The 25,180-nt window shown below is 72.2% G+C and carries 25 protein-coding genes, 2 pseudogenes and 1 riboswitch; of the genes and pseudogenes, 14 read left to right on the top strand and 13 right to left on the bottom strand.

All coding sequences use genetic code 11. The features are described 5' to 3' along the window. Positions 1 to 36 precede the first annotated feature (36 nt). Positions 37 to 324 (bottom strand): hypothetical protein, encoded by a 288-nt coding sequence (locus tag ACFYOY_RS32415; protein WP_351892189.1) that lies wholly within the window; start codon positions 322 to 324, stop codon positions 37 to 39. 10 nt (positions 325 to 334) lie between these two features. Between ACFYOY_RS32415 and ACFYOY_RS32410 the strand changes: the two genes are divergently transcribed. The 6 genes from ACFYOY_RS32410 (at position 335) to ACFYOY_RS32385 (ending at position 6,684) form a co-directional block, all read left to right on the top strand. Beyond that, a complete protein-coding gene (locus ACFYOY_RS32410) occupies positions 335 to 748 on the top strand; it encodes a hypothetical protein (RefSeq protein ID WP_351892185.1) in 414 nt (137 codons plus the stop codon). A gap of 299 nt (positions 749 to 1,047) precedes the next feature. Continuing rightward, positions 1,048 to 1,671: a LuxR C-terminal-related transcriptional regulator gene (locus ACFYOY_RS32405; RefSeq protein ID WP_351892182.1), complete on the top strand. Its 624-nt coding sequence runs from the start codon at positions 1,048 to 1,050 to the stop codon at positions 1,669 to 1,671. Between the two features lie 225 nt (positions 1,672 to 1,896). Next, complete coding sequence (locus ACFYOY_RS32400) at positions 1,897 to 2,601, top strand: hypothetical protein (RefSeq protein ID WP_351892179.1); 705 nt, start codon at positions 1,897 to 1,899, stop codon at positions 2,599 to 2,601. Continuing rightward, positions 2,598 to 3,368, top strand: a complete 771-nt coding sequence (gene cseB, locus ACFYOY_RS32395; RefSeq protein WP_351892172.1) for a two-component system response regulator CseB — start codon at positions 2,598 to 2,600, stop codon at positions 3,366 to 3,368. The genes ACFYOY_RS32400 and cseB overlap by 4 nt, the downstream gene beginning before the upstream one ends. A gap of 1 nt (position 3,369) precedes the next feature. Then, positions 3,370 to 4,638: a HAMP domain-containing sensor histidine kinase gene (locus ACFYOY_RS32390; protein ID WP_351892166.1), complete on the top strand. Its 1,269-nt coding sequence runs from the start codon at positions 3,370 to 3,372 to the stop codon at positions 4,636 to 4,638. Positions 4,639 to 4,776: 138 nt separating this feature from the next. Then, complete coding sequence (locus ACFYOY_RS32385) at positions 4,777 to 6,684, top strand: transglycosylase domain-containing protein (RefSeq protein ID WP_388591058.1); 1,908 nt, start codon at positions 4,777 to 4,779, stop codon at positions 6,682 to 6,684. On the opposite strand, the gene ACFYOY_RS32380 is transcribed toward ACFYOY_RS32385, so the two are convergent. Beyond that, positions 6,671 to 7,018, bottom strand: a complete 348-nt coding sequence (locus ACFYOY_RS32380) for a hypothetical protein (RefSeq protein ID WP_351892745.1) — start codon at positions 7,016 to 7,018, stop codon at positions 6,671 to 6,673. The genes ACFYOY_RS32385 and ACFYOY_RS32380 overlap by 14 nt on opposite strands. Positions 7,019 to 7,020: 2 nt before the next feature. Further along, on the bottom strand, positions 7,021 to 8,685 hold the full coding sequence (gene ctaD, locus ACFYOY_RS32375) for a cytochrome c oxidase subunit I (protein ID WP_351892154.1): 1,665 nt from the start codon (positions 8,683 to 8,685) through the stop codon (positions 7,021 to 7,023). Positions 8,686 to 8,789: 104 nt separating this feature from the next. On the opposite strand from ctaD, the gene ACFYOY_RS32370 reads away from it, so the two are divergent. After that, on the top strand, positions 8,790 to 9,386 hold the full coding sequence (locus ACFYOY_RS32370; RefSeq protein ID WP_351892148.1) for a sigma-70 family RNA polymerase sigma factor: 597 nt from the start codon (positions 8,790 to 8,792) through the stop codon (positions 9,384 to 9,386). Then, positions 9,383 to 10,360, top strand: a complete 978-nt coding sequence (locus ACFYOY_RS32365; RefSeq protein WP_388591055.1) for a CU044_5270 family protein — start codon at positions 9,383 to 9,385, stop codon at positions 10,358 to 10,360. Before ACFYOY_RS32370 ends, ACFYOY_RS32365 begins: the two co-directional genes overlap by 4 nt. A 51-nt stretch (positions 10,361 to 10,411) precedes the next feature. On the opposite strand, the gene ACFYOY_RS32360 is transcribed toward ACFYOY_RS32365, so the two are convergent. Then, positions 10,412 to 11,200, bottom strand: a complete 789-nt coding sequence (locus ACFYOY_RS32360; RefSeq protein WP_388591053.1) for an Fpg/Nei family DNA glycosylase — start codon at positions 11,198 to 11,200, stop codon at positions 10,412 to 10,414. Between the two features lie 83 nt (positions 11,201 to 11,283). Here ACFYOY_RS32360 and ACFYOY_RS32355 point away from each other — a divergent pair, with 83 nt between their 5' ends. Together ACFYOY_RS32355 and ACFYOY_RS32350 are read left to right on the top strand one after the other, a co-directional pair. Further along, complete coding sequence (locus tag ACFYOY_RS32355) at positions 11,284 to 12,429, top strand: PP2C family protein-serine/threonine phosphatase (protein WP_388591051.1); 1,146 nt, start codon at positions 11,284 to 11,286, stop codon at positions 12,427 to 12,429. 85 nt (positions 12,430 to 12,514) lie between these two features. After that, a riboswitch (SAM riboswitch) is annotated at positions 12,515 to 12,661 on the top strand. A 330-nt stretch (positions 12,662 to 12,991) separates the two neighbouring features. Next, a complete protein-coding gene (locus ACFYOY_RS32350; protein ID WP_388591049.1) occupies positions 12,992 to 13,837 on the top strand; it encodes a glutathione S-transferase C-terminal domain-containing protein in 846 nt (281 codons plus the stop codon). A gap of 40 nt (positions 13,838 to 13,877) precedes the next feature. On the opposite strand, the gene ACFYOY_RS32345 is transcribed toward ACFYOY_RS32350, so the two are convergent. The 8 genes and pseudogenes from ACFYOY_RS32345 to ACFYOY_RS32310 all read right to left on the bottom strand — a co-directional run. Continuing rightward, the gene (locus ACFYOY_RS32345) at positions 13,878 to 14,621 is read right to left on the bottom strand and encodes a Mut7-C RNAse domain-containing protein (RefSeq protein ID WP_351892119.1); all 744 of its coding nucleotides are present in this window, start codon (positions 14,619 to 14,621) and stop codon (positions 13,878 to 13,880) included. A 143-nt stretch (positions 14,622 to 14,764) separates the two neighbouring features. Further along, positions 14,765 to 15,625, bottom strand: a complete 861-nt coding sequence (locus ACFYOY_RS32340; RefSeq protein WP_351892112.1) for a ribonuclease BN — start codon at positions 15,623 to 15,625, stop codon at positions 14,765 to 14,767. A gap of 239 nt (positions 15,626 to 15,864) precedes the next feature. Continuing rightward, positions 15,865 to 16,809, bottom strand: a complete 945-nt coding sequence (locus tag ACFYOY_RS32335; RefSeq protein ID WP_388591046.1) for a MauE/DoxX family redox-associated membrane protein — start codon at positions 16,807 to 16,809, stop codon at positions 15,865 to 15,867. Further along, a complete protein-coding gene (locus ACFYOY_RS32330) occupies positions 16,806 to 17,486 on the bottom strand; it encodes a cell wall protein (RefSeq protein WP_351892098.1) in 681 nt (226 codons plus the stop codon). Before ACFYOY_RS32330 ends, ACFYOY_RS32335 begins: the two co-directional genes overlap by 4 nt. A gap of 13 nt (positions 17,487 to 17,499) precedes the next feature. Further along, positions 17,500 to 17,922 (bottom strand): septal ring lytic transglycosylase RlpA family protein, encoded by a 423-nt coding sequence (locus ACFYOY_RS32325; RefSeq protein WP_059144671.1) that lies wholly within the window; start codon positions 17,920 to 17,922, stop codon positions 17,500 to 17,502. A 269-nt stretch (positions 17,923 to 18,191) separates the two neighbouring features. Further along, positions 18,192 to 19,349 (bottom strand): acetyl-CoA C-acetyltransferase, encoded by a 1,158-nt coding sequence (locus ACFYOY_RS32320; protein WP_388591043.1) that lies wholly within the window; start codon positions 19,347 to 19,349, stop codon positions 18,192 to 18,194. Positions 19,350 to 19,384: 35 nt separating this feature from the next. Beyond that, positions 19,385 to 20,068 (bottom strand): TetR/AcrR family transcriptional regulator, encoded by a 684-nt coding sequence (locus ACFYOY_RS32315; RefSeq protein WP_388591151.1) that lies wholly within the window; start codon positions 20,066 to 20,068, stop codon positions 19,385 to 19,387. Positions 20,069 to 20,086: 18 nt separating this feature from the next. Next, positions 20,087 to 20,324: pseudogene (locus tag ACFYOY_RS32310) on the bottom strand (short chain dehydrogenase); the annotation flags it as partial. A 65-nt stretch (positions 20,325 to 20,389) separates the two neighbouring features. On the opposite strand from ACFYOY_RS32310, the pseudogene ACFYOY_RS32305 reads away from it, so the two are divergent. Beyond that, positions 20,390 to 20,533, top strand: a pseudogene (locus tag ACFYOY_RS32305) (acyl-CoA dehydrogenase family protein); the annotation flags it as partial. A gap of 57 nt (positions 20,534 to 20,590) precedes the next feature. Further along, on the top strand, positions 20,591 to 21,595 hold the full coding sequence (locus ACFYOY_RS32300) for a LacI family DNA-binding transcriptional regulator (protein WP_351892079.1): 1,005 nt from the start codon (positions 20,591 to 20,593) through the stop codon (positions 21,593 to 21,595). A 205-nt stretch (positions 21,596 to 21,800) separates the two neighbouring features. Here the strand turns inward: ACFYOY_RS32300 and ACFYOY_RS32295 are convergent, their stop codons facing one another. Beyond that, positions 21,801 to 22,550 carry a PaaX family transcriptional regulator C-terminal domain-containing protein gene (locus ACFYOY_RS32295; RefSeq protein ID WP_388591040.1) on the bottom strand — a complete coding sequence of 250 codons (750 nt, stop codon included), beginning with the start codon at positions 22,548 to 22,550 and terminating at the stop codon, positions 21,801 to 21,803. 116 nt (positions 22,551 to 22,666) lie between these two features. Here ACFYOY_RS32295 and ACFYOY_RS32290 point away from each other — a divergent pair, with 116 nt between their 5' ends. Next, positions 22,667 to 24,313: an acyl-CoA dehydrogenase family protein gene (locus ACFYOY_RS32290; RefSeq protein WP_351892068.1), complete on the top strand. Its 1,647-nt coding sequence runs from the start codon at positions 22,667 to 22,669 to the stop codon at positions 24,311 to 24,313. Positions 24,314 to 24,357: 44 nt separating this feature from the next. Further along, positions 24,358 to 25,143 carry a crotonase/enoyl-CoA hydratase family protein gene (locus tag ACFYOY_RS32285; protein WP_351892739.1) on the top strand — a complete coding sequence of 262 codons (786 nt, stop codon included), beginning with the start codon at positions 24,358 to 24,360 and terminating at the stop codon, positions 25,141 to 25,143. The last annotated feature ends 37 nt before the right edge of the window (positions 25,144 to 25,180 follow it).

The raw sequence follows: 25,180 nt of genomic DNA, 5'->3' as shown, positions 1-25,180 counted from the left end.
TATTACCCTTAAAAGGGAAGAAGATTCAATCCGCCATCACCGTGTGGACGTGAGACCAGTGACCACTCCCGCTACTTCACGCAAGCGCAGCTCCTCGACAGCCGCGAAGAAGACGGCACCGGGGCGCGGCGGCGGCAAGTCGACGAAGTCCCAGGCCGCGGCAACCACGTCGGCCACGTCGAAGTCTTCGCAGACGAAGAAGGCGACGAAGACCACCAGGCCATCGAAGACCACACAGCGGCAGCGGACGGCGAAGGCCGCCAAGGGCGCCATGGAGACGTCGCGCAGCAACGGTCGGCGCAGCCTGACCCTCACGGTGCCCACATTCGACACCATGGGCCACGCGACGAAGGAGACGCTCGACACCGTCGGGCACGCCACCCGGGGCACCCTCGACACCGTGGGTCACGCCACGAAGGAGACCTTCGACACGGTCGGCCACGCCACCACCCGTGCGACCGGGGGCGCGGCCAGGGTGGCACTGAAGCCGGTCGAGGTGGCCCGCCGGGTGCTGCCCGCCAAGGGCGGACTCCCGCTGTACGTGGGGCTCGGCGCGCTGGGTGCCGTGGAGGTCATCGAATGGCCGGTGGCCGTCGGCATCGGGGTAGGTTATGCGGTGCTGCGCAAGGGCGGCATCATGGCCCCGCCGGCCGAGAAGGGCGCCGAAGGCCGCGGTGCGGGCCGTTCGAAGAGCAGCCGCTCCGGAAGCCGTGCCAAGACGCGCAAGTCGGCCAAGGCCGCGGCGTAGCGCTCCTACCAGCAACTCCCGCCTCCCGCCGGTTCCGTCCGCAAAACGGGCAGAAAGCGGGCACGACTCTGTTGGAAACGGGCACCCCACAGTCACTGTAGCGTTGGTATACACCAGGAAGCGGATCTAACACCCGTCACTGAATTCCCCCTGGGGTCCGGCGCATTGCGTGGCCCGCGGTGCGCCGACCCTCCGTCACCTGGGGGTTCACCCGAGACGGACTGACCACTCCGTCACGAACCGACTGAAAGCGGTGACTCCTCTTGGCCCTCCCCCACAGCGCTCAGAGTGCCCCTCGAGTGCCCGGACAGGCAGTGCCCGCCGCCGCCTCGCGGCACGCCACCGGAATGGCCACGCTCGCCCCCGACCTCCATGTGGTGGCCGGGGACGAGGACTTCTGCCGACATTTCGGCGCATCCTCTGCTGAGTTGTGCGGCCGTAGCCTGTTCGACCTGCTGCACCCCAGCACCTCCCCCGTCCTGCGGGAACACTTCTCGCGGCTGCACGACGGACGGCGCACCCGCTTCACCGAGCGCGTCCTCGGCTGCCACTCACGCGGCCAGGTGTTCTCGGGCAAGCTGACCGGAACGGCCATCCAGGGCCGCTCCGACCGGCTCTCGGCCATCGTCGTGATGGTCAAACCGGATGACGAACGACCCGAGGAGGCACCCGCCCGCACCAGCCAGAAGCTGCTCTCGCCTTTGGAGGCCCGGATACTCGAGGGAGTGGCCACCGGCGCGTCGACCGTGCAGATGGCCGCCAAGCTCTACTTGAGCAGACAGGGCGTCGAATACCACGTGGGATCGATGCTGCGGAAGATGAAGGCACCCAACCGGGCCGCCTTGGTCTCGCGCGCCTACGCGGCAGGCATGCTGACCGTGGGCACTTGGCCGGCCCGGGTGCGTCCGGAATTCGTCAAATGAGGCCGATCATGTGACGCCACGTCACTCCGAGCAGGCCCGGGGCAGCACCGCCCCGGGCCTGTCGCCTTCGGCAGCCCCGCCCCTACCGGCCGGTACTCCACGGGCCCGGCGTTGGACGCGTCCGCCGCTCAGTAGTCTGGGACGGCCATGCGTTCACTCCCCCACGCGTCGCGCACCGCGCGACAACGCCCCTGCCCTCGGCTGCCACGCGGCCTTCTGTCCGCCGTGGCGGCCGCGTGCGCCATCGTGACCGCCGCGGGGTGCGCGGCCCAGTCCGGGGTGCGGGACGACGGCGCGGCGCCCTCGCTGTCGGCACCGGCCAGCGCGGTTCCGCTGTGGCCCCAGTACACTCCCTCGGCCGCGTCGTCGCCCCGTCAGAAGCCGGACTTCGACCGCTATCTGCCCGTGAACAAACTCCGGCTGCCCTCGGGCGGACTGACCGCCGTCTCCGCGCAGGACCTGCTGCTCAACGACCCCAATGTGCCGGCGCTGGTGCAGAAGGAGATCTCCGTGTGCCCGGGCAGTGGCGACTGCCCGCTGCGGGGCGCCGTCCACCGCGATCTGACCGGCGACGGCAAGGACGAACAGGTGGTGGCGGTCGATCTGCCGAGACTCGATCGGACGCTGCTTCAGGTCTACACGGCTTCGGGCCGCACGGTCCGCCCCGTGCTGATCTACTGGGGCCCGCCAGGGCTCACCGGCGAAACCTTCGGCCGCGATCTGCTGATCAGCGCGACCGGCGAGGACGGCCGGGTCACCACGCGCTTCCGCTGGAACGGCCGCGTCATGGCGGCCGTGACGCCCGAGGACGGCGCGGGCGCCCGGGTGAAGGAGCCGGGGGCCGGCCCGGGTGTCGTACCGGAACCAGTGCCGGGCGGCGCCGCCACGGCGGACCCGGGCACCAGTACGGAGACGAGGACGACGCGATGACCACCGGCTTCCTCCCGCCCGGCGCCCCGGGCACCGGCTCCCCGACCGAGGCACATCTGCTGCTCGTCGAGGACGACGAGGTGATCCGCAATACGGTGCGGATGGCCTTGGAGCGGTACGGCTTCACGGTGTCCACCGCGGGCGACGGTCTGACCGGGCTGGAGATCTTCCGTGAGAAGCAGCCCGATCTGCTCCTCCTGGATGTGATGCTGCCCGAGCTGGACGGCATCGGGCTGTGCCGCAGGGTCCGCGAGTTCAGCCTCGCGCCGATCCTGATGATGTCCGCGCGCGGGGATGCCCTCGACGTCGTCTCCGGTCTCGAGGCGGGTGCCGACGACTATGTGATCAAGCCGTGCGAGAGCGCGGTCCTGGTGGCCCGTATCCGCTCGCTGCTGCGCCGCGCCTCCTTCACCCCCGCGGCCCGCGCCCCGCACGCCGGGGCGCGGAACGGGGCCGCGGAGCCGGACGGCGCGGCCGGGCCGGACATCCTCGTCTTCGGCGATCTGACCATCGACACCCTCGGCATGGAGGTGCGCCGCGCGGGGGAGCCGCTCGCCCTGACCCCCACCGAGCTGCGGATGCTGCTGGAGTTCGCCGGCTCACCCGGTGTGGTGCTGGAGCGCCGTACGCTGCTCAGCCGGGTCTGGGACCACGCGTGGCAGGGCGACACCCGGGTGGTCGACCTCCATGTGCAGCGGCTGCGGGCGAAGATAGGCGCCGAACGGATCGAGACGGTCCGCGGCTTCGGATACAAGCTGCGGCGCTGATATGACGCTGAGATGGCGGATCGTGGCCCTGGTGGCGGCGGCGACCTGTGCCGCGGCGGCCGCGGTGGGGGTGCTGGTGCACCATGCCTCACGCGACCGCGAACTGTCCCAGGCGCGTGACGGGGCGCGGACCACGCTCGACCGTGCCGCGCTCAGCTACGCCCGCACCGGCGGCGTCCAGGGCTCCGGTGCGGTGATGGACGCACCCGGGCTGCCCCAGGGACTGCGGCGGCTGGTGAAGAAGGGGCATCAGGGCACCGAGTTCACCACCGGCCCGGACGGGCCCGCGATGTGGGCGGCCCGGCCCGCCGACGGCCAGATCCTGTCCGTACGCGTCGACATGAGCACCGCGATGCGCAACATCGGCGCGCTGGACACCAACATCATCCTGGCCGGACTGATGACCACCGCCGTGGTGCTGCCGCTGGGCGTGCTGACCGCCGAGCGGATGAGCCGGCGGCTACGCCTCGCGGCGGCCACCGCGCGGCGGATCGCGGCCGGGGACCTGGACGCCCGGATCTCCGCCGCCGCCCGCCCGCACGACGAGATCGCCGAGATCTCCGGGGCCGTGGACTCGATGGCCGCCGCGCTGCAGGAGCGGCTGCTCGACGAGCAGCGGTTCACCGCCGATGTGGCACATGAGCTGCGCACTCCGCTGATGGGCCTGGTCACCGCCGCCGAACTGCTCCCGCCCGGGGAGGCGGCCGGGTATGTGCGCGACCGGGTGCGGGTGTTGAGCACACTGGTCGAGGATCTGCTGGAGATCTCCCGGCTGGACGCGGGCGCCGAGGAGGCCGACCTGTCCCCCTGCCCCCTGGGGCCCGTGCTCGACGAGGCCATCGCCGGCACCGGGCTGACGGCACACCTGCGCACCAGCGGGGCGAAGGACGGCGAGCCGCAGGACCCCGAGGACGGCCCGAAGGTGTGGACGGACCCCCGCCGACTGACCCGCATCGTCACCAATCTCGTGGTCAACGCCCATCGCCACGGCCGCGAACCGGTCGAGGTGACGGTGGCGGCGGACGGCCGGACCGTGACCGTCCGCGACCATGGAACCGGCTATCCGGACGATCTGCTGGAGAAGGGCCCGCAGCGGTTCCGCACCGGGGTCCGGGAGCGGGGCCGGGGCCACGGTCTCGGGCTGACCATCGCGGCGGGACAGGCTCAGGTCATCGGCGCCACGCTGCACTTCGGCAACGCACCGGACGGCGGCGCGGTCGCCACGCTGCACCTGCCCGAGCGGCCCGAGCCCGGACCGATACACGGCTGATACACCGTCGAGCGGAAGTCGAGAAGCGGCCGAGCCCCGGCCGAGATCGCCCGTTGCCGTTCCGAAGATCTTCGCTGAGGAGGATGGCGCCGACCCCCGCGAATCCTCGCGGCCGGGATCGATGGAGGAGCAATCGGCATGGCAGGTCCCCTCACGGCACTACGCGAACGGTTCACCCCGGACTCGGAGCAGGCGCCGCGGGACACCAGACCCCCGGGCCGGCAGCGCGGCGCGAAGAGACACGGAAGGCCGAAGCGGTCCGGCATCCGGCGGTTCTTCACCTGGCGGAAGCTCATCGCCTATGTGGCCTTCCTGTGCGCCCTGCTGATCGGGGCGTTCACCGTGCTCTACTACTCCATCGACGTTCCCAAGGCCAACGCCCAGGCGAAGGCGCAGAGCAACGTCTACAAGTACAGCGACGGCACGATCCTCGCCCGCACCGGTGAGATCAACCGCGAGATGGTCACCCTCGACCGGATCCCCACGGGCGTGCAGCACGCGTTCGTCGCGGCGGAGAACAAGTCGTTCTACAAGGACTCGGGCGTGGACCCGATGGGCATCCTGCGGGGACTGGTCAACACCGTGGCCGGCAAGGGCACCCAGGGCGGGTCGACCATCACCCAGCAGTACGTCAAGAACTACTACCTGAGCCAGGAACAGACCGCCAGCCGCAAGATCAAGGAGTTGGTGATCTCCCTCAAGGTCGATCAGCGCAACTCCAAGGAGGACATCCTCGCGGGGTATCTGAACACCAGCTACTTCGGCCGCGTCGCCTACGGCATCCAGGCCGCCGCCCGCGCGTACTACGACAAGGACGTCGACGACCTCACGGTCGAGGAGGGCGCGTATCTGGCGGCGCTGGTGCAGGCCCCCAGCCAGTACGACTGGGCCGTCGCGAGCCCCAAGGCGAAGCGTCTGGTCACCCGGCGCTGGAACTACGTGCTGGACAACATGGTCGACATGCAGTGGCTGGACCCCGCGCAGCGGAAGCACATGCGCTTCCCCGTGCCGGTCGACCCCAAGCCCGCCCCCGGTCTCGGCGGCCAGGCCGGCTATCTCGTGGACGCGGCCCGCAATGAGCTGATCGCCTCGGGCGTCAGCGAACAGGAACTCGCCGCGGGCGGCTGGACCATCACCCTCAACATCGATCCGGCCAAACAGCGGGCGCTGGAGAAGACGATGCGGCAGGGCCTCGACGGCTCCGCCAAGGGGAAGCCCCGGGCGGACGGCTCCGCCGAGGAGAAGCAGGCCCGTGCGGACGCCGCCGCCACCCAGGGCGGCGCGGTCTCGCTGGACCCGAAGAACGGGCGGATCCTCGCGCTCTACGGCGGGCGGGACTACACCCGGCACTATCTGTCCAACGCGAGCCGCGGCGACTACCAGGTGGGCTCCGTCTTCCAGCCGGTCGCCGAAGCCGCGTCCCTGGACGCCAAGATGCGCAACGGGGCCGCCGCCGGCGGACTGCCGGACATCAAGCGCACCGCCGGGGCCCTCGGCATGGACACCGACGGCGGCTTCGACACCAAGGAGTCGGCCGGACTGGGGCTGATGGGCTCGAGCCCGCTGAAGATGGCCGGTGTCTACGCCTCGTTCAACCACCAGGGCAAGCGGGTCACCCCGAGCATCGTGAAGTCCGCACGGCGCGGCGACGAGACGGCCGGACTGCCGAAGGCCGTGGGCAATCAGGCGATCGCCCCCGCGGCGGCCCAGCTGGTCACCCGGAGTCTCGCCACGGACGGCGGTAAGGACACGGTACGCGCCGTCAAACGGCCCGCGGCGGGCAAGGGCGGGGTCTCCGACGACAAGAGGGCCGCCTGGTACGTCGGTTACACCCCGGACCTGGTCACCGCGGTCGCCCTCTTCGGCGAGGACGCCGAGAAGCGCAAGCAGAACCCCCTGAGGAACGCCAGTGCCCAGCGGGTCGCCGACCTCTGGAGCGGCTACACCGACCAGGCGCTGCGCGGTGCGCCCGCGGCCTGGTTCGACTTCGGCCCCGAGGCGGGGGCGATTCCGAACCCGGCCCAGACGGCGCCTACCGAACGGTGAGGGCGGCGGCGAAGCCGCCGGCGAGGGCCGCGGCCCCGAGGAGGCAGACCAGGAGCAGCCGGCGCCGCAGCGTGCGGTAGACCTCCTGGTACTCCGCCCGCAGCTCCTCGCAGCGCCGCACCACCTTGCGCAGGGTCTGCTCGGTGACGGCCAGCTGGTCCTGGATGTAGAGCCGCTCGACCTCCGCCCGCTGGGCGGAGGTCAGCCAGTCGAGCCGCGCGGTGAGGCGGCGGGCCCGCTCCCGGGCCGCGTCCCGCTCCGTCTGCAGCAGCAGATAGCCCTCGATCTGGTTGATTCCGGCGGCGATACCGGGGGGCTCGGCGGCTCTGGCCATACTCACGCCACACTCTCCTTCTGGCCGACATCGGGATGGTGCAGGTCGAACGCGGGGGATTCGGAACGGATCTTCGGCAGGCTGACGAAGTTATGGCGCGGCGGCGGGCAGGAGGTCGCCCATTCCAGGGAACGGCCATATCCCCAGGGGTCGTCGGTGACGACCTTCTCGCCGTACTTGGCAGTCTTCCAGACGTTGTAGAGGAACGGCAGGAACGACAGGCCGAGGACGAAGGAGCTGATCGTCGAGATGGTGTTCAGGGTGGTGAAGCCGTCGGCCGCCAGGTAGTCGGGAATTCTGCGGAGCATTCCCTCGGCACCCAGCCAGTGCTGCACCAGGAACGTGCCGTGGAAGCCGAGGAAGAGGGTCCAGAAGGTGATCTTTCCCAGCCGCTCGTCGAGCATCTTGCCGGTGAACTTGGGCCACCAGAAGTGGAATCCGGCGAACATCGCGAAGACCACGGTCCCGAAGATGACGTAGTGGAAGTGGGCCACCACGAAGTAGGTGTCCGAGACATGGAAGTCCATCGGCGGCGACGCCAGGATCACGCCGGTCAGGCCGCCGAAGACGAAGGTGATGAGGAATCCGATCGCCCAGAGCATCGGGGTCTCGAAGCTCAGCGACCCCTTCCACATCGTGCCGATCCAGTTGAAGAACTTGATACCGGTCGGCACCGCGATCAGGAACGTCATGAAGGAGAAGAACGGCAGCAGCACACCGCCGGTGACATACATGTGGTGCGCCCAGACGGTGACCGAAAGGCCCGCGATGGAAATCGTCGCCGCGATGAGCGATATATAGCCGAACATCGGCTTCCGGGAGAAGACCGGAATGACCTCGGAGATGATACCGAAGAACGGCAGGGCGATGATATAGACCTCCGGATGGCCGAAGAACCAGAAGAGATGCTGCCAGAGCAGCGCACCGCCATTGGCCGCGTCGAAGACATGCGCCCCGAATTGGCGGTCCGCCTCCAGGGCGAACAGCGCGGCCGCGAGCACCGGGAAGGCGAGCAGCACCAGCACGCCGGTCAGCAGCACGTTCCAGGTGAAGATCGGCATGCGGAACATCGTCATGCCCGGAGCGCGCATGCAGATGATCGTGGTGATGAAGTTGACCGAGCCGAGGATGGTGCCGAAGCCGGAGAGGGCCAGACCCATAATCCACATGTCCGCGCCCGCCCCCGGTGAGCGCACGGCGTCCGACAGCGGGGAGTAGGCGAACCAGCCGAAGTCGGCGGCGCCCTGCGGGGTCAGGAAACCGCCCACCGCGATCAGCGAGCCGAAGAGATACAGCCAGTACGCGAACATGTTCAGCCGCGGGAACGCCACATCGGGCGCACCGATCTGCAGCGGCATGATCCAGTTGGCGAACCCCGCGAACAGCGGGGTGGCGAACATCAGCAGCATGATCGTGCCATGCATGGTGAACGCCTGGTTGAACTGCTCGTTCGACATGATCTGCAAACCCGGCCGCGCCAGTTCGGCGCGCATCAGCAGCGCCATCACCCCGCCGATGCAGAAGAAGGCGAACGAGGTGATCAGGTAGAGCGTCCCGATCGTCTTGTGATCGGTGGTGGTCAGCCATCTGACGGCCGTGGCCCCTGGGCCGGGGCGGCGCGACGGCGGGGCGGCCGGCGCCGCCGCGACAACGGTGTTGTTCCTCATGACCGCTAGGTGTCCGGCGCCCCTCGAACCGTCACCCCGAGAGCTGTTGCCTATTTCTCGCTCCGGGGTGTGATGATCCGAGGCATGCCGGACACCTTCGGATCATGAGCACCGACGACGCCTTCGACGCCGCCTACCGTGAGCATTACTGGGCGGTCAGCCGTTTTGTGGCACGGCGGCTGGACGACCAGGCATGGGAGGTCGAGGAGGTGGTCGCCGAGGTCTTCGCGGTGGCCTGGCGGCGCCGGGCCGAACTGCCCGAGTCACCGCTGCCGTGGCTGTACGGGGTGGCCCGGCACTGTCTGGCCAACACCGTGCGTGGCAAGGGCCGTTACCGCAGGCTGCTGGTCAAGCTGGGCCATCACGAGGTGACGCGCGGTGGGCGCACCGTGGCGAGCCCGGACGCGGAGCGGCCGGGCTCCTGGGTGCTGGAGGCGCTGTCCCGGCTCGCCGAGGCCGACCAGGAGGTGCTGCGGCTGACGACATGGGAGGAGCTGACCGTCGAGGAGCTCAGCACCGTGCTGGGGTGCGGCCGGTCCGCCGCGGCGATGCGGCTGCACCGGGCACGGCAGCGGCTGCGGGAGCAGATAGAGACCCTGCGCCGGGACGACCGGGTCTCGCTGGGGTGCACGAGCGGCAAGAGCGACATGGCCGACTGGGCTGACAGGGCCGACAAGGCCCACAAGGGTGGACACGCATGACCGACGAACTGGATCTGCTCCGCGAGGCCGACCCCGTGTCCGCCGACACCGGCCCCTGGCGGGACCGGCCGCTGGACGCGCGCGCCGAGCTGCTGCTGCGGCGGCTGCCGTCCCGGGACCGGGGGCACCGTACCGTCCGGCGCGCGGTCTGGAGCCTGGAGGCCATGGCGGCCGCGACGATCCTCGCCCTCGCGCTGACCGTCTCGGGCACCGGCTCCTCCCCCGCCGTGGCCGCGCCCAGGCCACTGGTGGCACATGCCTCCCGTGCGGATGTGCCGCTCACCGAGATCCTCCGGCGGGCGCGGGCCGCGGCCGAGGGCTCCGCCGAGAAGAGCCGGCGGGGCAGCCATCTGCGGACCTGGTCGCTGAGCATGGAGTCGGGGAAGGACGCGGTGACTCTTCCGCAGGAGTCCCTGACCCGCTGGAACGCGGACGGCAGCGGTTCGCTCCTGGAAGTGGCCATCGATCCGCGCCACCCGGACCGCCCGGTGATCGCCGACGGTACGCCGCCACGTGCGGTCCACGACGGCAAGGTGCTGCGCGAGGAGAAGTATCCGGCCGGTATCAACGGCGCCAACGAAAGCTACTTCGAAGATCCTCCGGCCGGGGCCTCGGCGCTGCGCGCCTACCTCGCCGTCTGGTCCCCGGGCGCGGACGACGACCCGGCGGAGCTGATCTCGGCCGTCGAGTCGTTTCTCGCCGTGTGGACTCCCGGTCCACGCCAGAGGGCGGACATCGTCACCCTGCTGTCCGGGATCGAGGGGCTGCGCCCGGCGGGCAAGGTCACCGACCGGCTCGGCCGGGAGGGGCAGGCGTTCCGGTTCACCCCCGCATCCTCCGGGATGCGGTACCTGATCGTCCTCGATCCGGACGACGGCAGCGTCCTGGACGTCGAGGAGACCGTCACCCGGGACGATCCGGAGTACAAGCTGAAGGCGGGCGACGTGATGTCGTACAAGGCGTGGGTGTCCTGATCGGGCGGACGCGAGGGGGCCGAGCGGGCCACGGGTCGCCCCGGGCGGGCGTCAGTCGCCGTCCCGCTGGCAGTGGGGGCACCACAGGCTGGTCCGTCCCGCGATCCGGCCGCGGCGCAGCGGATGGCCGCAGCGGGGGCAGTGCGGGTCCGGGTCGTCGCGCTGTCCGGTGAGCCAGTCCGGGTCGTCCGGCACCCGCCCCGCCCGCACCGAGGCGCGCAGCACCTCGCGTATGGCGGTGTGGAGCCGTTCGTGTTCGTCGTCGGTCAGCGCATTGGCCGGCCGCTGCGGATGGATCCGGGCCCGCCAAAGGATCTCGTCGCCGAGCAGGTTGCCGAGCCCGGCGATCACGGCCTGGTCGGTCAGGGTGGCCTTGAGGCGTCCGCGCCGCCCCGCCAGCAGCCGGTCGAGATCGGCCCGGCTCAGGGAGAGCGCGTCCGGGCCCTGATCGCCGAGGATCCGGTCGACGTCGGCGTCGGTGGCGGCGAGCCAGATGCCCTGGAGTTTGCGCTGGTCCTCGTAGCCGAGGCGGTGGCCGTCGTCGAGGTCGAAGGCGACGCGCTCGAACCGGCCGGCCGGTTCGGAGTCCGCCGCGCAGACCAGCCGCCCGGTCATGCCGAAGTGCAGCACGACCGTGGGCCCGTCGGTGGGGGCGATCAGCCACTTGCCGTGGCGGCGCGGTGCGGCGAAGCGGCGGCCCTTGAGATCGCGCTTCAGCCGCTGCGCGGTCACCCCGTGCAGCACACCCGCATCGGCCACCTCCGCCCGCTCGACGCGGTGGCCCTGGGCGCAGGAGGCGAGCGTTCGCCGGAACCCCTCGACATCCGGTAGCTCGGGCATAGCGTCAGGCTACGCCCGGGGGCTCCGTCGCGCGTCAAGGAGAACCACTCCTTGGGCGGCTTTCATCAGATAAAGTCCAAATTATGCGATTCATACGCTTCGCCCCGGGGGCGAGCGGTCGCAGCCATAGGCTGTTCGCGGTCACACGGTGTCTGCCGTTCCTGGTCCTGGCGGCGGTGCTCAGCATCGAGCTCTCCCCCGCGCACACCCTCTACACCGGCCCCCTGCTCTCCCCGGCGCCGGCGCTGGCGGCGGTGACCATGGGGCCGTTCGGCACCGGCGGGGTGGCGCTGCTGGCCATGGCGGTCAGCGCGATCACCGCCACCCGCAACGCCGCCTGGGGCACCGAGATGGTGTACGCGAATCTGCTGGCCCTGCTGGTGGTGGCGCTCGCGAGCGTGGCGACCAGCGCGGTGCGGGTGCGCCGGGACCGGGAGCTGGCCCATATCCGCCGGATCGCCGAGGTGTCCCAGAACGTGGTGCTGCGGCCGCTGCCCGCCCGGATCGGTGCCGTGAACACCGCCAGCGTCTATATGGCGGCCGAGCGCGGAGCGCAGATCGGCGGGGACCTCTACGAGGCGATGTGCACCCGCTACGGAGTGCGGCTGATCGTCGGCGATGTGCGGGGAAAGGGGCTGGCCGCCGTGCGGTCCGCCGCGGCCGTGGTGGGCGCCTTCCGGGAGGCGGTGCACTACGAGCAGGACCTGGCCGAGGTGATGCACCGCTGTGCGGCCGCGCTGGCGCGCGAGTACGAACTGCTGGACCGCTCCCAGCTCCAGGACCCGCAGGAGCTGGAGGAGCAGTTCGTCACCGTCCTCCTCGCCCAGGTGTCGGACGAGTCGCTGGTCGAGCTGATCAACCGCGGCCATCCGCCGCCGCTGGTGATGCGCGAGCGCAAGGTGCGCTCCCTGGACCCGGCGCGCCCGCTGCCGCCGCTCGGCCTGGAGGAGTTCCTCAGCCCTCCCCCGATCCGCGTCGAGACCTTTCCGTTCCTGCCCGGTGACCGGCTGTTGCTGCACACCGACGGCGTGGTCGAGGCCCGCAACCACTACAACGAGTTCTTTCCGCTGCACCGGACCATGGAGACGCTGGACGGCGCCACCCCGGGCGAGTATCTGGACCGGCTGCGTCACGCCCTGGTCCGGCATGCCGAGGGACGACTGGCGGACGACGCGGCCATGGTCCTCATCGAGCGGGCCATCGGCGGCGCGCGGCGGCCGTTCCTCTGAGCGGCATCCACCGTGCCGTCGGCCCGCGTTGGCCACTTCGGCATGGGTTGACGCCCTCGCGGAGCGCGACGACACTGTCAGGGACGGTCACGATTGTCAGCGCCCACCGTGCGGAATCCCCGCTCGGGTGGGTCATCGGCCCCGGCTCGCTGACAGGCAACCCTTGTCCCGCGACGGGGTGCCCCCGGGTGACGACCAGGTTCCGTCGGCGTGGACGGGACAAGCGCGGTCTCGCTGCCTCGCGAGCCCCCGATGATGGGATCGGTGAGATGCCCAGGACCGACAGCGACGGGGGCGGCGCCCGTCGGCGTCCCCGGCCGTGGTCCCCGCTCCGCCGTCTCCACCTCCTGACCAGACGTCTGCACATCGACCTGCTGCGCATCTGCAGCGCCGCCAGTCCAGCCGTCTGAATCGACGCGGTCACCGAGCGCGGCCCAGCGTGCCGGGGTCGGGTGTGTCCCGGCACCGTCCCGGCGAACGCCCCGCGCGGGCTTCCCTTCCGTTGCGCCATCGGCGCCGCCCAGACCGGCGGGCCGGGGCTCCGTCCTTGCCTTGGAGAGCCATGTCCGAGACGTTTCCGGTCAGTTCAGGTCCTGCCGCTCTTCTCGACCCCGACCCCTGCTCACCCCGCCCCCGGATCGCCTCGCCGGCCGCGCCGCACCGGTTCCGCAGCCGCATCGGCGTCGACCTCGCCGGTGGCTTCTATCCGGTGCCGCATCGCTATCGGCTCTATCTCTCCGCGAGCTGTCCGCTCTCGCTGCGCGTCTCCATCACCCTCGAACTGCTCGGGCTGCGGGACACCGTCGCCACCGCCCTCGTCGGCCTCCCGGACGACACTCCCGAGGCGTTCGCCGCGCTGCGCGGGGCCTACGAGGCCACCTGGCACCGCTACGGCGGACCGGTGGACGCGCCCGCGCTGTGTGACGGCTGGACCGGACGTGTCGTCAGCAATCACACGCCCGACATCCTGCGCGACCTCGCCGGCCATCTGAGCGACCACGGCGGAACCGGACGTCCCCGGCTGCGCCCGGCGCCCCGCGCCGCGGACATCGACGCCCTCCGGGAACTCCTCGACGACGACATCACCCACGCCGCACGGCAGGCCGGGACGGCGCACGAGGCGCAGTGCCGGGAGGCGGCGCTGGAGCGGCTGCTGACCGCCCTCGGCCGGCTCGACCGCAGGCTGGCGGCCGCGCCGTACGCGCTGGGCGACGAGCTGACCGCCGCCGATGTGGACCTGTGGGTGGCCCTCGTCCAGCTCGACACCGAGCACCGGCTCCGCCTGGACGCCGACGCGGCCCAGCGGGTCTCCCGCCATGGGCAGCTACGCGCCTATGTGCGGCGGCTGCACGCCCATCCGGCCTTCCACACCACGATTCCGGAGGCCCTCCAGGACGACGTGTCCTGAGCTCGGGTCCAGGACCAGGCGCCCTGTCCGGCGGCTCGGCTCAGGACAGGGCGGCTGGGGCGTCGCCGAACTCGCCCATCGCCCCGGCCACGATGGCCTCCAGCCGGGCGTGGTGGGCGCCGCGCCAGTAGACCCGCTCGCAGACCGTGCAGCGGGCGAAGACCTCGTACGTGCGCCGGGTGCCGTGCTGGAGCAGCTCCCGGACCGACTCCTTGTCGGCGTCCTCCAGCGGGCCGTTGCACGCGGTGCAGCGGGTCCAGGGCGCCAGGCTCGGGGTGAACCGGCCGAGGACATCCCGCAGTTGCTCATCGGGGCGGTCGCTGTAGACATACGCCCCGGCCCACAGCTCACGGCGGCGCAGCAGTCCCCGGTCGCGGGAGAGCAGCACCCGGCGCTGGGCGGCGGAGCGTGCGGCCAGCTCGGGGTCGCCGATGTCCTCGCTCTCGTACGCGGCGTCCACGCCCAGCAACCGCAGCCGGCGCGCGAGCGTGCCCAGGTGCACATCGAGCAGAAAGCGCAGCGGCGCGCCCGGCACCCGCTGGGGGCGGACGACCGGATGGACCTCCACGGTCTCCCCCGCGCTCGGCACATGCGAGACGGCGGTCTCCTCGCCGTTCACCACCAGTCGGCCGACCTCGGTGAGCGGGACCCCGAGCGACTCGACGACATGGCCGAGGGTGGAGGCGCCGTCGGTGACCACGGCCGTCCAGGGGCGGCGCCGCTCCGGGACGGCGAAGAACCGCAGTTCAGGGGCGAGGCTGAGGTGGATCTCGGGTCCGTTCACACCGCCAGCATGCCAGCCGAGCCCGGCCTGGGGCGACGGCGTTTCGGGTCCGGCCCCGGGCCTGACGATCATGGAAGCGGCCGCCGGCGGGAACGCGTCGCATCATGGTCGCGGCCGCGCCCGCATGACCGTCGGCCGGTGTGTCAGTCCGCCGGTGGGGCCGCCTTGGCCCGGTCGCGCCGCCGCTTGCGGCGCCAGGCCACCATCCGCAGATACTCCTCGTACAGCACCCGGCCCAGCAGCGCGCCGCCGAAGACCACGTATCCGACGCCGACCAGCCAGGACTGGACGACCAGGACGGTGCCGACCGGACCGTAGGAGACGGCGTTGGAGGCGATCAGCGGGGAGAACACCAGCTGGGAGAAGACCCGCAGCCCCAGCAGCCCGACGCCGGTGGCCAGCGCGCCGGGCAGCAGGGCGCCCCAGCTGATCCGCCCGCCCAGCAGCAGCCGCTGCGACCACCAGAAGAACAGCACCGTGCCCAGCACCGCCACCAGCACCCGCGAGATGCCGGGCTCCAGATGGGCGGAGAGCAGCAGATAGCAGATCAGCACCACGAACCACACCAGATGGCGCCAGGCGGTGTGCCAGCGGCCGGCCGGAAGCTCCCACACCTTCTCGTAGCCGACCTGCAGCACCGCGCCGAAGCGCAGGCTGAAGACGGCCAGCGTGGCCAGACCGAAGGCGGTGGTGGACTCCAGCGCCTGCTTGGGCGGGGCGAACAGCTCCTGCACCTCGTCCCGCGAGGTCGAGGAGAGCCCGAGGCCCTCGGCCAGCCACTGGGCGAATCCGAGCCGGTCCACCGGATCAGCCGCGGCGACCACGATCAGCAGGGGTACCAGGGTGAGAAAGCCCAGCGCGGCGAAGCCCATCGCACGGTGCAGCAGCTCGAAATCACTGCCCCGCCGCCATCCGCGTCCGATCGCGGACCGGTGGAACGCGTCCTCCAGCCGCCGCCACCACCTGGGCCCCCGGGAGCCGGACGCGGACCGATGCTCGGACATACACCCACTCCCCTACCGGCGCCACCGGCTCAGCCCCCGGCAGGCGGGAACGCGCGCCGGGCGGCGCGCGCGCCACGGGCCCCCTTCGGCAGGGGTGTCGGTCAGTACGGGTGTCGGTCGGGCTTGTCCATCCATGCCTTGTACGCCTCGGCACCCATCGGCGCTGGACGCCCCGCGGATCGATCGTTTTGTCCAGGAAGTTTTCGTTTGATCCAGATTACCCGCCGAGCGCCGGCCTCTCACGCCGTGGCCATGACCGGGGCCCCGCTGTCCGCGTCGATGACGCTGACCCGGACGGCGGGCTCGCGCACCGTGTCCAGGCTGGCCGCGGCGTCCACCGCGAAGAGCACCAGAACGGGCCTCGCGGCCGCGCCGCCGCCGTGCACCCCGGCGAACTGGAGGATGCGCCAGCCGCCGTCGTCCCAGTGGTCCAGCAGCGCGGAGCGCACCACGCGGGAGGCGCTCTGCCAGGCGCGCGAGCGCTCCAGCAGTTCGACGGTCGCGGCGACCGGGACCGCCGCCGGGACTCCGGTCGCGGTGAGCGGATGTCCGGCGTCGGCGAGCGGATGTCCGGCGTCGGCGAGCGGATGTCCGGTCGCGGCGAGCGGGTGCGCGGTCGCGGCGAGCGGGTGCCCGGTGATCCGCAGTCGCAGCCGGCGCAGCGGCATCCGCCAGCGGCGGTCCGGATCGGCGGAGAGGGCCGTCAGAACCGCCGCCGCGGCCAGGACCAGACACAGCGCCGCGGCCGGACGGCGGGCCGCCGCGGTCCACCAGGGCTGCTGGGCCAGGGCCGCCGCGACCCCGCCCGCGAGAACCGCGGCGGCGCGGGCGAAGGCGCGCCAGGTGAGGGGGGCGTCCTGCCGTGCCGTACAGCCGCAGGAGGCGCCGGGGGCGGCGGTGCGGGCGTAGCCGAGATAGCCGAGGAAGCCCGCGCCGAGGACGGCGGCCGCCGCTCCCGGGAGCGCGGTGGCGGGTGACGCCAGCAGCGCGGCGGCGACGAAGAGTTCGCCCGCGCCGAGGACGCGGAGGACGAGCGCGGCCCGGCCGCCGTCGCGCAGCAGCCGTGCGAGCGCGGTACGGGGCGCCTGCCGGGCGGCGCCCCGGCCGAACAGCTTGCCCGCCCCGGCCGGTCCGAGCACCCCGGCGAGCAGCAGCGGGGCGAGGGCGCAGACCAGGGCGCTCACCGCCGCCTCCCCGCACCGGGCGCGACCGCGACCCGCACGAGGTCCACGGAGCCGTCGGACGGCCGCCACGCGCCCAGGACCTGAGCGCTCTGCCCGATGGTGAGCCGGGACAGATCGGCGGTGGGCGAGGCATCGCCGTACGAGGCGCTGGTGGTCTGCGCCATGAGGTTGCCGACGATCTCGTGCTGCCCGTGGGCGAGATGCAGCCGGGTCTTCTCGATACCGCGGATGGTGGCGTGGAGGTTCACGATGTTGACCCACACCGCGTCGGCGGCGAGGGTGCCGTCGGGCAGGGGAAGGCCGCGGGCATAGAGCCCGTCGCCGGTCTCGATGTCGGCCGCGGTGGTGGCCCGGGCCTTCCAGACGCTGGTGGCGTTCGTGACCCGCACCCGGGAGTGGTCCCCGTAGGAGCCCGCGACCTCCAGGACGTCGTGGTTGATCGCGGTGATCCGCCCCTCGGCGAAGGCGCTCTCGGCGACCGCGGGGTCCAGGGGGCGTATGGGTGCGGCGAAGGCGGCGTCGGCGTCCACGGCGCCCAGGGCGGTCGCCCCGATGACTCCGGTGCCGAGGGCTCCCGCGCTCAGGGCCCCCGTGCCGATGACGGTGGCGCCGCGGAGGGCGGCGGCGGTGAGGAAGCGACGGCGGTCGAGGGGGTCGCCGGTTCGGTACGCGCTCATGGCCGGGCCCGCCTCATTCGAAGATGGAGACCGGCAGGGTGCCGGAGCTCAGGCTGCCGATGGCGGAGAAGGCGGCGGGGGTGAGGTCGATGACGCGGTTGGTGCGGCAGACCCCGTCGCAGCAGGTGGACTCGGAGCAGAAGCTGCGGGTGCGCGGGCCGCAGTCGCTGACGGTGACACAGACGCTCGCGCCCGAGCAGTCATGGCGCACCTTCATCACGGAGCCGCAGCCGCGCCGGGGTATGTCCTCGCCGCACAGGTCCGGCCGGGTGATGTCCCAGCACGCCTTGGAGGCGTTGGGCCAGGCCGCCTGCAGAGCGCTGGAGCGGCAGGTGCCGCACGCGCCACCGCCCGCCGAGGCGCACGGACCCCAGGCGTTGCCACAACAGAACCAGGTGGCCTCGCCGTTCCAGAGCTTGGTCGATCCGCACGCCATGCCACTGTCCTCCCGGCTTCGGTCCGGCCCTCGGAGCAGCACCATCATCCGTGGGGCCGGACGCGGCCGCCACGGGAAGGCGTCCGGTCGGAGTCCTCGTCAGCGGCCGGGGCCCCCAGTGCCGCTCGACGATCGTGACGTCGGCCTGACCGCCTCCCTCGCACATCGACCCCCACCTCCACGGCCCCCTCGCACCGCTCGGCCCGGGGGCCTCACGGGCTTCGGGTGCCTGCGCCGGGCTCCGTCCGCCGAGCCGGTGGCCAGGGTTCTTACAGCCGCTCGACGATGGTGACGTTGGCCTGGCCGCCTCCCTCGCACATCGTCTGCAGCCCGTAGCGGCCGCCGGTGCGCTCCAGTTCGTGCAGGAGCGTCGTCATCAGCTTGGCGCCGGTGGCGCCGAGCGGGTGGCCCAGGGCGATGGCACCGCCGTTGACGTTGACCCGTTCGGGGTCGGCGCCGGTCTCCTTCAGCCAGGCCAGTACGACGGGGGCGAAGGCCTCGTTGATCTCGACCAGGTCGATGTCGCCGATGGTCAAGCCGGTCCTCTTCAGGGCGTGCGCGGTCGCCGGGATGGGCGCGGACAGCATCCGGATCGGGTCCTCGCCGCGCACCGACAGATGGTGCACCCGGGCGCGCGGCGTCAAGCCGTGCTCCCGTACGGCCTGTTCGGAGGCGACCAGCAGGGCCGCGGCGCCATCGGAGACCTGCGAGGAGAGCGCGGCGGTGACCCGGCCGCCCTCCATGAGCGGCTTGAGGGCGGCCATCTTCTCCAGGCTGGTGTCCCGGCGCGGCCCCTCGTCCATCTGGACGTCCCCGAACGGGACGATCTCGCGGTCGAAGCGGCCCTCGTCCCTCGCGCGCAGCGCCCGCCGGTGCGAGCCCAGGGCGAACTCCTCCATGGCCTCGCGGGTGATGCCCCACTTCTCGGCTATCAGCTCGGCTGCGTAGAACTGGCTGACCGGCCGGTCGCCGTAACGTGCCCGCCACCCCTCCGAGCCCGCGAAGGGGCCTTCGGTCAGCCCCAGGGGCTCGGTGGCCGGGCGGCCGGCGAAGCCGATGGGCACCATCGACATGTTCTGCACCCCACCCGCGACCACCAGGTCCTGGGTGCCGGAGAGCACCGCCTGCGCGGCGAAGTGCAGGGCCTGCTGCGAGGAGCCGCACTGCCGGTCGACGGTCACGCCCGGGACCTCCTCCGGGAGCCCGGCGGCCAGCCAGCAGGTGCGCGCGATGTCCCCGGCCTGCGGGCCCACGGTGTCCAGACAGCCGAAGACGACGTCCTCGACGGCGGCCGGATCGGCGCCCGAGCGCTCCATCAGCGCGCGCAGGACGTGCGCGCCGAGGTCGGCGGGGTGGACGGAGGCGAGCCCGCCCTTCCGCCGACCCACCGGTGTCCTCACCGCTTCGACGATGTATGCCTCGGACATGTCAGCTCCTTGAATTCCCCCAGGTCATGACGGCCTTAGGGTCGCTCTCGTTGCTCTCGCCGTTCTCGGGGAGTGATGCGGTCCAGGACCATCGACAGGTACTGGCGGGCGATCTCCTGGGGGCTGTGCTGTCCGCCCGGCCGGTACCACGAGGCGGCGACCCATACGGTGTCGCGCAGAAAGCGGTACGCCAGCCGGATGTCGAGGTCGGCGCGGAAGACCCCCTCGGCCACTCCGCGCTCCAGCGCGCCCAGCCACGCCCGCTCGAACCTCCGCTGCGACTCGGCGAGATAGCCGAAGCGCGGCTGGGCGGACAGGTGCTTGGACTCCTTCTGGTAGATCGCGACGGCGGCGCGGTGCCGGTCGATCTCCCGGAAGGACTCGGTGACGAGTGCCTCGACGGTCTCCCGGGGGCCGAGTCCGGCGCCGAGCACCGCCTCGTATCCGGCCCAGAGCTCGTCCAGGAAGGTGGAGAGGATCTCGTCGACCATCGACTCCTTGGAGTCGAAGTGGTAGTAGAGGCTGCCCGCGAGCATCCCCGCCTCGTCCGCGATCCGGCGGACGGTGGTCGCGTTGTACCCCTGGGCGGCGAAGACCTCCGCCGCGGTCGAGAGCAGTTCGCGCCGTCGCTCGGGGGACGGGCTCACGGTCGTCTTCTTCTCGCTCTTCTTCGCACTGTTTCCGGTGGAAGCGCGGGTGGTCCTGGTGGAATTCGGCACGTTCTCATTCTCGCCTGATGCGTGCCGGCTGCTCACGGATACCGTCTCGCCGGTCAGGTACGACGAATAGCCGCTGGCCAGGCTCGGCGAGACCGCGTTGACCCGCACCCGGTACGCGGCGGCCTCGACCGCGGCGCAGCGCGGCGCGGGTGCAGCGGACGGTGCCGTTCAGGGTGACGTCGATGACCTTGCCCCGCTGCTCGTCGGTCATCTCGGTCAGCAGGGCGGTACCGCCGAGCCCGGCGTTGTCGACCACGGATGCCCAGATGAGGTTCATGCTCGGTGGGGCGCAGACGGACTCCGGCCGCGCCGTGGACCACAGCGGCGCGCACCGCCCTCCAACTGCACGGCGCGCTCGGCCACACCAACCAGTACGACCTCTCGCTGTGGATCCGTAAGGCCCGCGCCCTGCGCCCCGCCTGGGGCTCTCCGTCGATCTGCCGTGCCCGCGTTCTCGCGCCCTGACCGGTCTTGATCCATGCTGTACCGACCATCAGTGAGCACACAGCGAGGTATGCGCGGATGCACCGTCCCCGGCCCACTCTGGAGAGCGTGGCGCGGCGCGCGGGAGTCTCGCGCGCCACCGTCTCCCGTGTCGTCAACGGCTCCACCAAGGTCGCCGAGGAGAGCCGAGAGGCGGTGCTGGACGCGATCCAGGAGCTGGGCTACATCCCCAACCAGGCGGCTCGCAGCCTGGTCACCCAGCGCACCGACTCCTTCGCGCTGGTGCTCCCCGAGGAGCCGGGCCGGGTCTTCTCCGACGACCGCTTCTTCCCGGGCGTGGTGCGCGGGGTGAGCCAGGAACTGGAGTCCGCCGACAAGCAGCTGGTGCTGATGATGGCCCGCTCCCCCGCCAGCCGTGACCGCATCGAGCGCTTCGCCCTGGCCCGCCATGTCGACGGGGTCATGGTCGCGTCGATGCACGGCGCCGATCCGCTCCCGGCCGCGCTGGCCCGCATGGGCATCCCGGTGGTCTGCAACGAGCGGGTGCTGAGCCCGGCCTCGCCGCCGTACGTAGGCGTGGACAACGCGGCGGGCGCGGTGCTGGCCGTGGAGCACCTGATCCGCTCCGGGCGCACCCGTATCGCCACGGTCGCGGGCCCCCAGGACATGGTCGCCGGGATCGACCGGCTCTCGGGCTACCGGACGGCGCTGGCCGGGGCGCGGCTGGAGGCGTACGTCGCGGCCGGGGACTTCACCCAGGAGTCCGGGGCGGTCGCGATACGGGAGCTGCTGGACCGGGAGCCACGGCTGGACGGGGTGTTCGTGGCCTCCGACCTGATGGCGATCGGGGTGCTGCGGGCGCTGCGCCGGACCGGCCGACGGGTGCCGGACGACGTGGCGGTGGTCGGCTTCGACGACATCGAGCCCGCGCGCTACACCGAACCCCCGCTGACCACCGTCCGCCAGCCGATCGGCGGAATCGGCCGCCGGCTGGCCCGCCAGCTGCTGCGCCTGACGGCCGGGGAGACGATCGAACCGGCGCTGGTGTTGCCCACGGAGTTGGTGATCCGCGAGTCGGCGTAGCCGAAGGAGCGATGCGGAAAGGCGCGACGGGGTCGCCCTTGGGGCTGCCCCGGCCCCCATCCGGACCGTATCCGCCGTGGGCTGGTCGGCTCGGTTGGGTGCGGGGTTTCTCCGTTGCGCCGAAGGCGCGAGACGAAACCCGCCCCCAACCGAGCCGACCAGCCCGAACCGCCCCCACACGCCCCGACGGGCACGCCGCCGCGGCTCAGCCGCCACCCGCATACCGCGGCAGCCACGCCCGAAAGTCCCGTTCGAACCCGTCATAGCGACGCCGTAGCTCGGCACCGGGCCAGTCCTCCGGCAGCAGCCGCGCGGGGAGGACGGGGTCGGCGAGGAGGTGCCGGAGGGCCGCGGCCGCGACGGTGAACCGCTCGGCCGGTTCCTCCGCGTCGTCCAGCGCCGCGCCGAGCAGCCTGGCCTGGCGGGCCCAGCCGTCCAGGTCCCATAGGCGCGCGGCGAGCTCGGCCGGATCGCCCTCCGGCGCGCCGGTGAACCAGCCGCACTGCTCGGCGGCGACGTCCGGGCGCGGATGGACGAGATTGGCGGGGCGCATCCAGGTGCCCTCGCGCAGTTCGGCCAGGCGCAGGGCGGCCATGGCCTGGCGGAGGGCGGCGCGCTCGGCCGCCTCGCGCCGGTCGGAGGTGACGATCGCGATCTCCCAGCCGCCGTCCCAGCGCCGGGTGCGCGGGGCGCGGCTGTCGTCCTGCCGCGCCTGGCGGGCCAGCAGGCGGTCGGTGAGCCGGTAGGTGCCGTCGCTCTGCTCCAGGTCACCGGCCGCGACCATACGGGTGAGCGCGACCCGGATGGTGCCCTCGGCGGTGCCGAAGAGGGCGCCGACGCGCACCAGCGCGCGAGCGGGCAGCTGGGGCGGGTGATGGCCCAGCAGGGTGCTGAGCACGATCGAGCGCGCGGTCAGCGGCCGCAGAGTGAGCGTTCCGGTGTCGGTGTCGTCCATGGTTACGCGAAACCCTATCCATTACAGTTCTGAATCGCGCATGATGGAAGTGTAAGGCCGCCCGCCCCACCGGCCGCCCGCCCCGGGAGACCGCCGCGAACGAGGAGATGTCCGCCATGAGCGCTACGCACGAGGTCCTCAACCAGGCCCCGCCGCTCGTCGGCTTCAGCACGGCGGACGACCCCGCCCTGCTGGAGGCCCTGCGGCGGGACGGCGCCGGCTGGGGCGAGCCGGAGGTGCGGGACCTCGGCGCGCGGGCCGGTTCCGCCGAGGTCCAGGACTGGGCGCGGATGGCCGAGGAGCACTCCCCGGTGCTGCACACCCATGACCGTTACGGCCATCGCATCGACGAGGTCGAGTACCACCCCGCCTACCACCAGCTGATGGACGTCGCCGTGGCGAGCGGCCAGCACGCGGCCGCGTGGAGCGAGAGCCGCCCCGGCGCCCATCTGGTACGCGCGGCCAAGTTCTACGCCTTCGCGCAGGCCGAGCCCGGCCATGGCTGCCCGATCTCCATGACGTACGCCGCGGTCCCGGCGCTGCGCGCGGAACCGGAGCTCGCCGCCGTGTACGAACCGCTGCTGGCCGCCCGCACCTACGACTTCGGGCTGCGGCCGCCGCTCGCCAAGCGGGGCCTGATCGCGGGCATGTCGATGACGGAGAAGCAAGGCGGTTCGGACGTCCGCGCCAACACCACCCAGGCCGTACCGGACGGTGCCGGCGGCTACGTCCTCACCGGCCACAAGTGGTTCACCTCCGCGCCGATGAGCGATGTCTTCCTGACGCTGGCCCAGACGGAAGAGGGGCTCACCTGCTTCCTGGTGCCCCGGGTGCTGCCGGACGGCAGCCGCAACCCGCTGCGGCTGATGCGGCTCAAGAACAAGCTGGGCAACCGCTCGAACGCGTCGGCCGAGATCGAGTACGAGTCCGCCATGGCCTGGCGGGTCGGCGAACCGGGCCGCGGGGTGCGGACCATCGTGGAGATGGTCAACGTCACCCGGCTGGACTGTGTCATCGGCTCGGCGGCGGGCATGCGGGCCGGGCTGCGGCAGGCACTGCACCACGCCGAGCACCGCCGGGCGTTCGGTGCCGAACTGGTCGACCAGCCGCTGATGCGCAATGTGCTCGCCGATCTGGCGGTCGAGTCGGAGGCGGCCACGACGCTCGCGATGCGGCTCGCGACCGCCCTGGACCGCGCGGAAGCCGGGGACGAGGGCGAGGCGGCGCTGCGCAGGCTGGGGCTCGCGGTGAGCAAGTACTGGGTGTGCAAGCGCGGCTCCACCCACGCCGCCGAGGCCCTGGAGTGCCTGGGCGGCAACGGCTATGTGGAGGAGTCCGGCATGCCGCGCCTGTATCGCGAGGCGCCCCTGCTGTCGATCTGGGAGGGCTCGGGGAATGTCGCGGCACTCGATGTGCTGCGCGCGCTGAGCCGGGAGTCGGGTTCGCTGGAGGCGTTCCTGGCCGAGGTCGACGCCGCGGCCGGGGCCGACGCGCGGCTGGACGCGGCCGTGGACCGGCTGCGCGGGCTGCTGCCGCAGCTCGGCGACCCCGAGCGGGCGCAGCTGCTGGCGCGCCGGCTGGCCGAGCAGATGACGCTGGTGCTGCAGGGCAGCCTGCTGGTGCGGTACAGCCATCCGGCGGTCGCCGACGCGTTCTGCGCCTCGCGGCTCGACGGGGACTGGGGGCATGCCTTCGGCACCCTGCCGCCCGGTACGGACACCGGCCCGATCCTGGAGCGCGCCCGCCCGAAGGACGCGCGGTGACGCCCACGGACGGCGCGGCGGACGCAGGGGAAGCGACGGAAGCCGTGGACGCGGCCGGTGCGCCCCTTACGGTTCGCACGGAACGGGAGGGCCCGGTCACCACGGTCGTGCTCTCCCGCCCCGAGGTGCGCAACGCCGTCGACGGCGTGACCGCCACGGCGCTGGCCGACGCCTTCCGCGCCTTCGACGCCGACCCAAAGGCGCGGGTGGCGGTGCTGTGGGGCGAGGGCGGCACCTTCTGCTCCGGCGCCGATCTGAAGGCGGTCGGCACCGCGCGCGGCAATCGGGTGGCCGAGGACGGTGACGGCCCGATGGGACCCACCCGGCTGCGGCTGTCCAAGCCGGTGATCGCGGCGATCAGCGGCCACGCCGTGGCGGGCGGGCTGGAGTTGGCGCTCTGGTGCGATCTGCGCGTCGCCGAGGAGGACGCGGTCTTCGGGGTGTTCTGCCGCCGCTGGGGCGTCCCGCTGATCGACGGCGGAACGGTACGGCTGCCACGGCTGATCGGCGCGAGCCGGGCGATGGACCTGGTGCTGACGGGGCGGCCGGTGCCGGCCGAGGAGGCGTACGCCATCGGGCTCGCCAACCGCCTCGTAACGCCGGGGCGGGCGCGCGCGGAGGCGGAGCGGCTGGCGGCCCAGATCGCCGGCTTTCCGCAGACGTGTCTGCGCTCGGACCGGGCCTCGCTGCGGGAGCAGGAGGGACTGCCGGAGGACGAGGCCATGACACGGGAGCTGCGCCACGGTCAGGCCACGCTGGCCGAGGGGCTGGACGGCGCGGCGCGGTTCGCGGCGGGCGCGGGTCGGCATGGGAGCTTCGGCGAGCTGTGACCAGGGGGCGAGGCCACCGCGGGGAGAGCTGAACGCC

Origin of the sequence: Streptomyces sp. NPDC007875, from assembly GCF_042868035.1 — a bacterium.
In the GTDB taxonomy this organism is placed as follows: Bacteria; Actinomycetota; Actinomycetes; order Streptomycetales; family Streptomycetaceae; genus Streptomyces; species Streptomyces antimycoticus.
The sequence above is the reverse complement of the archived record's forward strand: the minus strand, read 5'-3'. Positions and strand labels throughout refer to the sequence as shown.

What these genes read in the sequence shown, in the direction of transcription:
- ACFYOY_RS32300 (WP_351892079.1), top strand. Translation starts at nt 20,591, where the DNA reads ATGCACCGTCCCCGGCCCACTCTGGAGAGCGTGGCGCGGCGCGCGGGA.
- cseB (WP_351892172.1), top strand. Translation starts at nt 2,598, where the DNA reads ATGACCACCGGCTTCCTCCCGCCCGGCGCCCCGGGCACCGGCTCCCCG.
- ACFYOY_RS32380 (WP_351892745.1), bottom strand. Translation starts at nt 7,018, where the DNA reads ATGGCCAGAGCCGCCGAGCCCCCCGGTATCGCCGCCGGAATCAACCAG.
- ACFYOY_RS32290 (WP_351892068.1), top strand. Translation starts at nt 22,667, where the DNA reads ATGAGCGCTACGCACGAGGTCCTCAACCAGGCCCCGCCGCTCGTCGGC.
- ACFYOY_RS32355 (WP_388591051.1), top strand. Translation starts at nt 11,284, where the DNA reads ATGCGATTCATACGCTTCGCCCCGGGGGCGAGCGGTCGCAGCCATAGG.
- ACFYOY_RS32410 (WP_351892185.1), top strand. Translation starts at nt 335, where the DNA reads ATGGGCCACGCGACGAAGGAGACGCTCGACACCGTCGGGCACGCCACC.
- ACFYOY_RS32320 (WP_388591043.1), bottom strand. Translation starts at nt 19,349, where the DNA reads ATGTCCGAGGCATACATCGTCGAAGCGGTGAGGACACCGGTGGGTCGG.
- ACFYOY_RS32325 (WP_059144671.1), bottom strand. Translation starts at nt 17,922, where the DNA reads ATGGCGTGCGGATCGACCAAGCTCTGGAACGGCGAGGCCACCTGGTTC.
- ACFYOY_RS32330 (WP_351892098.1), bottom strand. Translation starts at nt 17,486, where the DNA reads ATGAGCGCGTACCGAACCGGCGACCCCCTCGACCGCCGTCGCTTCCTC.
- ACFYOY_RS32390 (WP_351892166.1), top strand. Translation starts at nt 3,370, where the DNA reads ATGACGCTGAGATGGCGGATCGTGGCCCTGGTGGCGGCGGCGACCTGT.
- ACFYOY_RS32360 (WP_388591053.1), bottom strand. Translation starts at nt 11,200, where the DNA reads ATGCCCGAGCTACCGGATGTCGAGGGGTTCCGGCGAACGCTCGCCTCC.
- ACFYOY_RS32340 (WP_351892112.1), bottom strand. Translation starts at nt 15,625, where the DNA reads ATGTCCGAGCATCGGTCCGCGTCCGGCTCCCGGGGGCCCAGGTGGTGG.
- ACFYOY_RS32370 (WP_351892148.1), top strand. Translation starts at nt 8,790, where the DNA reads ATGAGCACCGACGACGCCTTCGACGCCGCCTACCGTGAGCATTACTGG.
- ctaD (WP_351892154.1), bottom strand. Translation starts at nt 8,685, where the DNA reads ATGAGGAACAACACCGTTGTCGCGGCGGCGCCGGCCGCCCCGCCGTCG.
- ACFYOY_RS32385 (WP_388591058.1), top strand. Translation starts at nt 4,777, where the DNA reads ATGGCAGGTCCCCTCACGGCACTACGCGAACGGTTCACCCCGGACTCG.
- ACFYOY_RS32350 (WP_388591049.1), top strand. Translation starts at nt 12,992, where the DNA reads ATGTCCGAGACGTTTCCGGTCAGTTCAGGTCCTGCCGCTCTTCTCGAC.
- ACFYOY_RS32295 (WP_388591040.1), bottom strand. Translation starts at nt 22,550, where the DNA reads ATGGACGACACCGACACCGGAACGCTCACTCTGCGGCCGCTGACCGCG.
- ACFYOY_RS32365 (WP_388591055.1), top strand. Translation starts at nt 9,383, where the DNA reads ATGACCGACGAACTGGATCTGCTCCGCGAGGCCGACCCCGTGTCCGCC.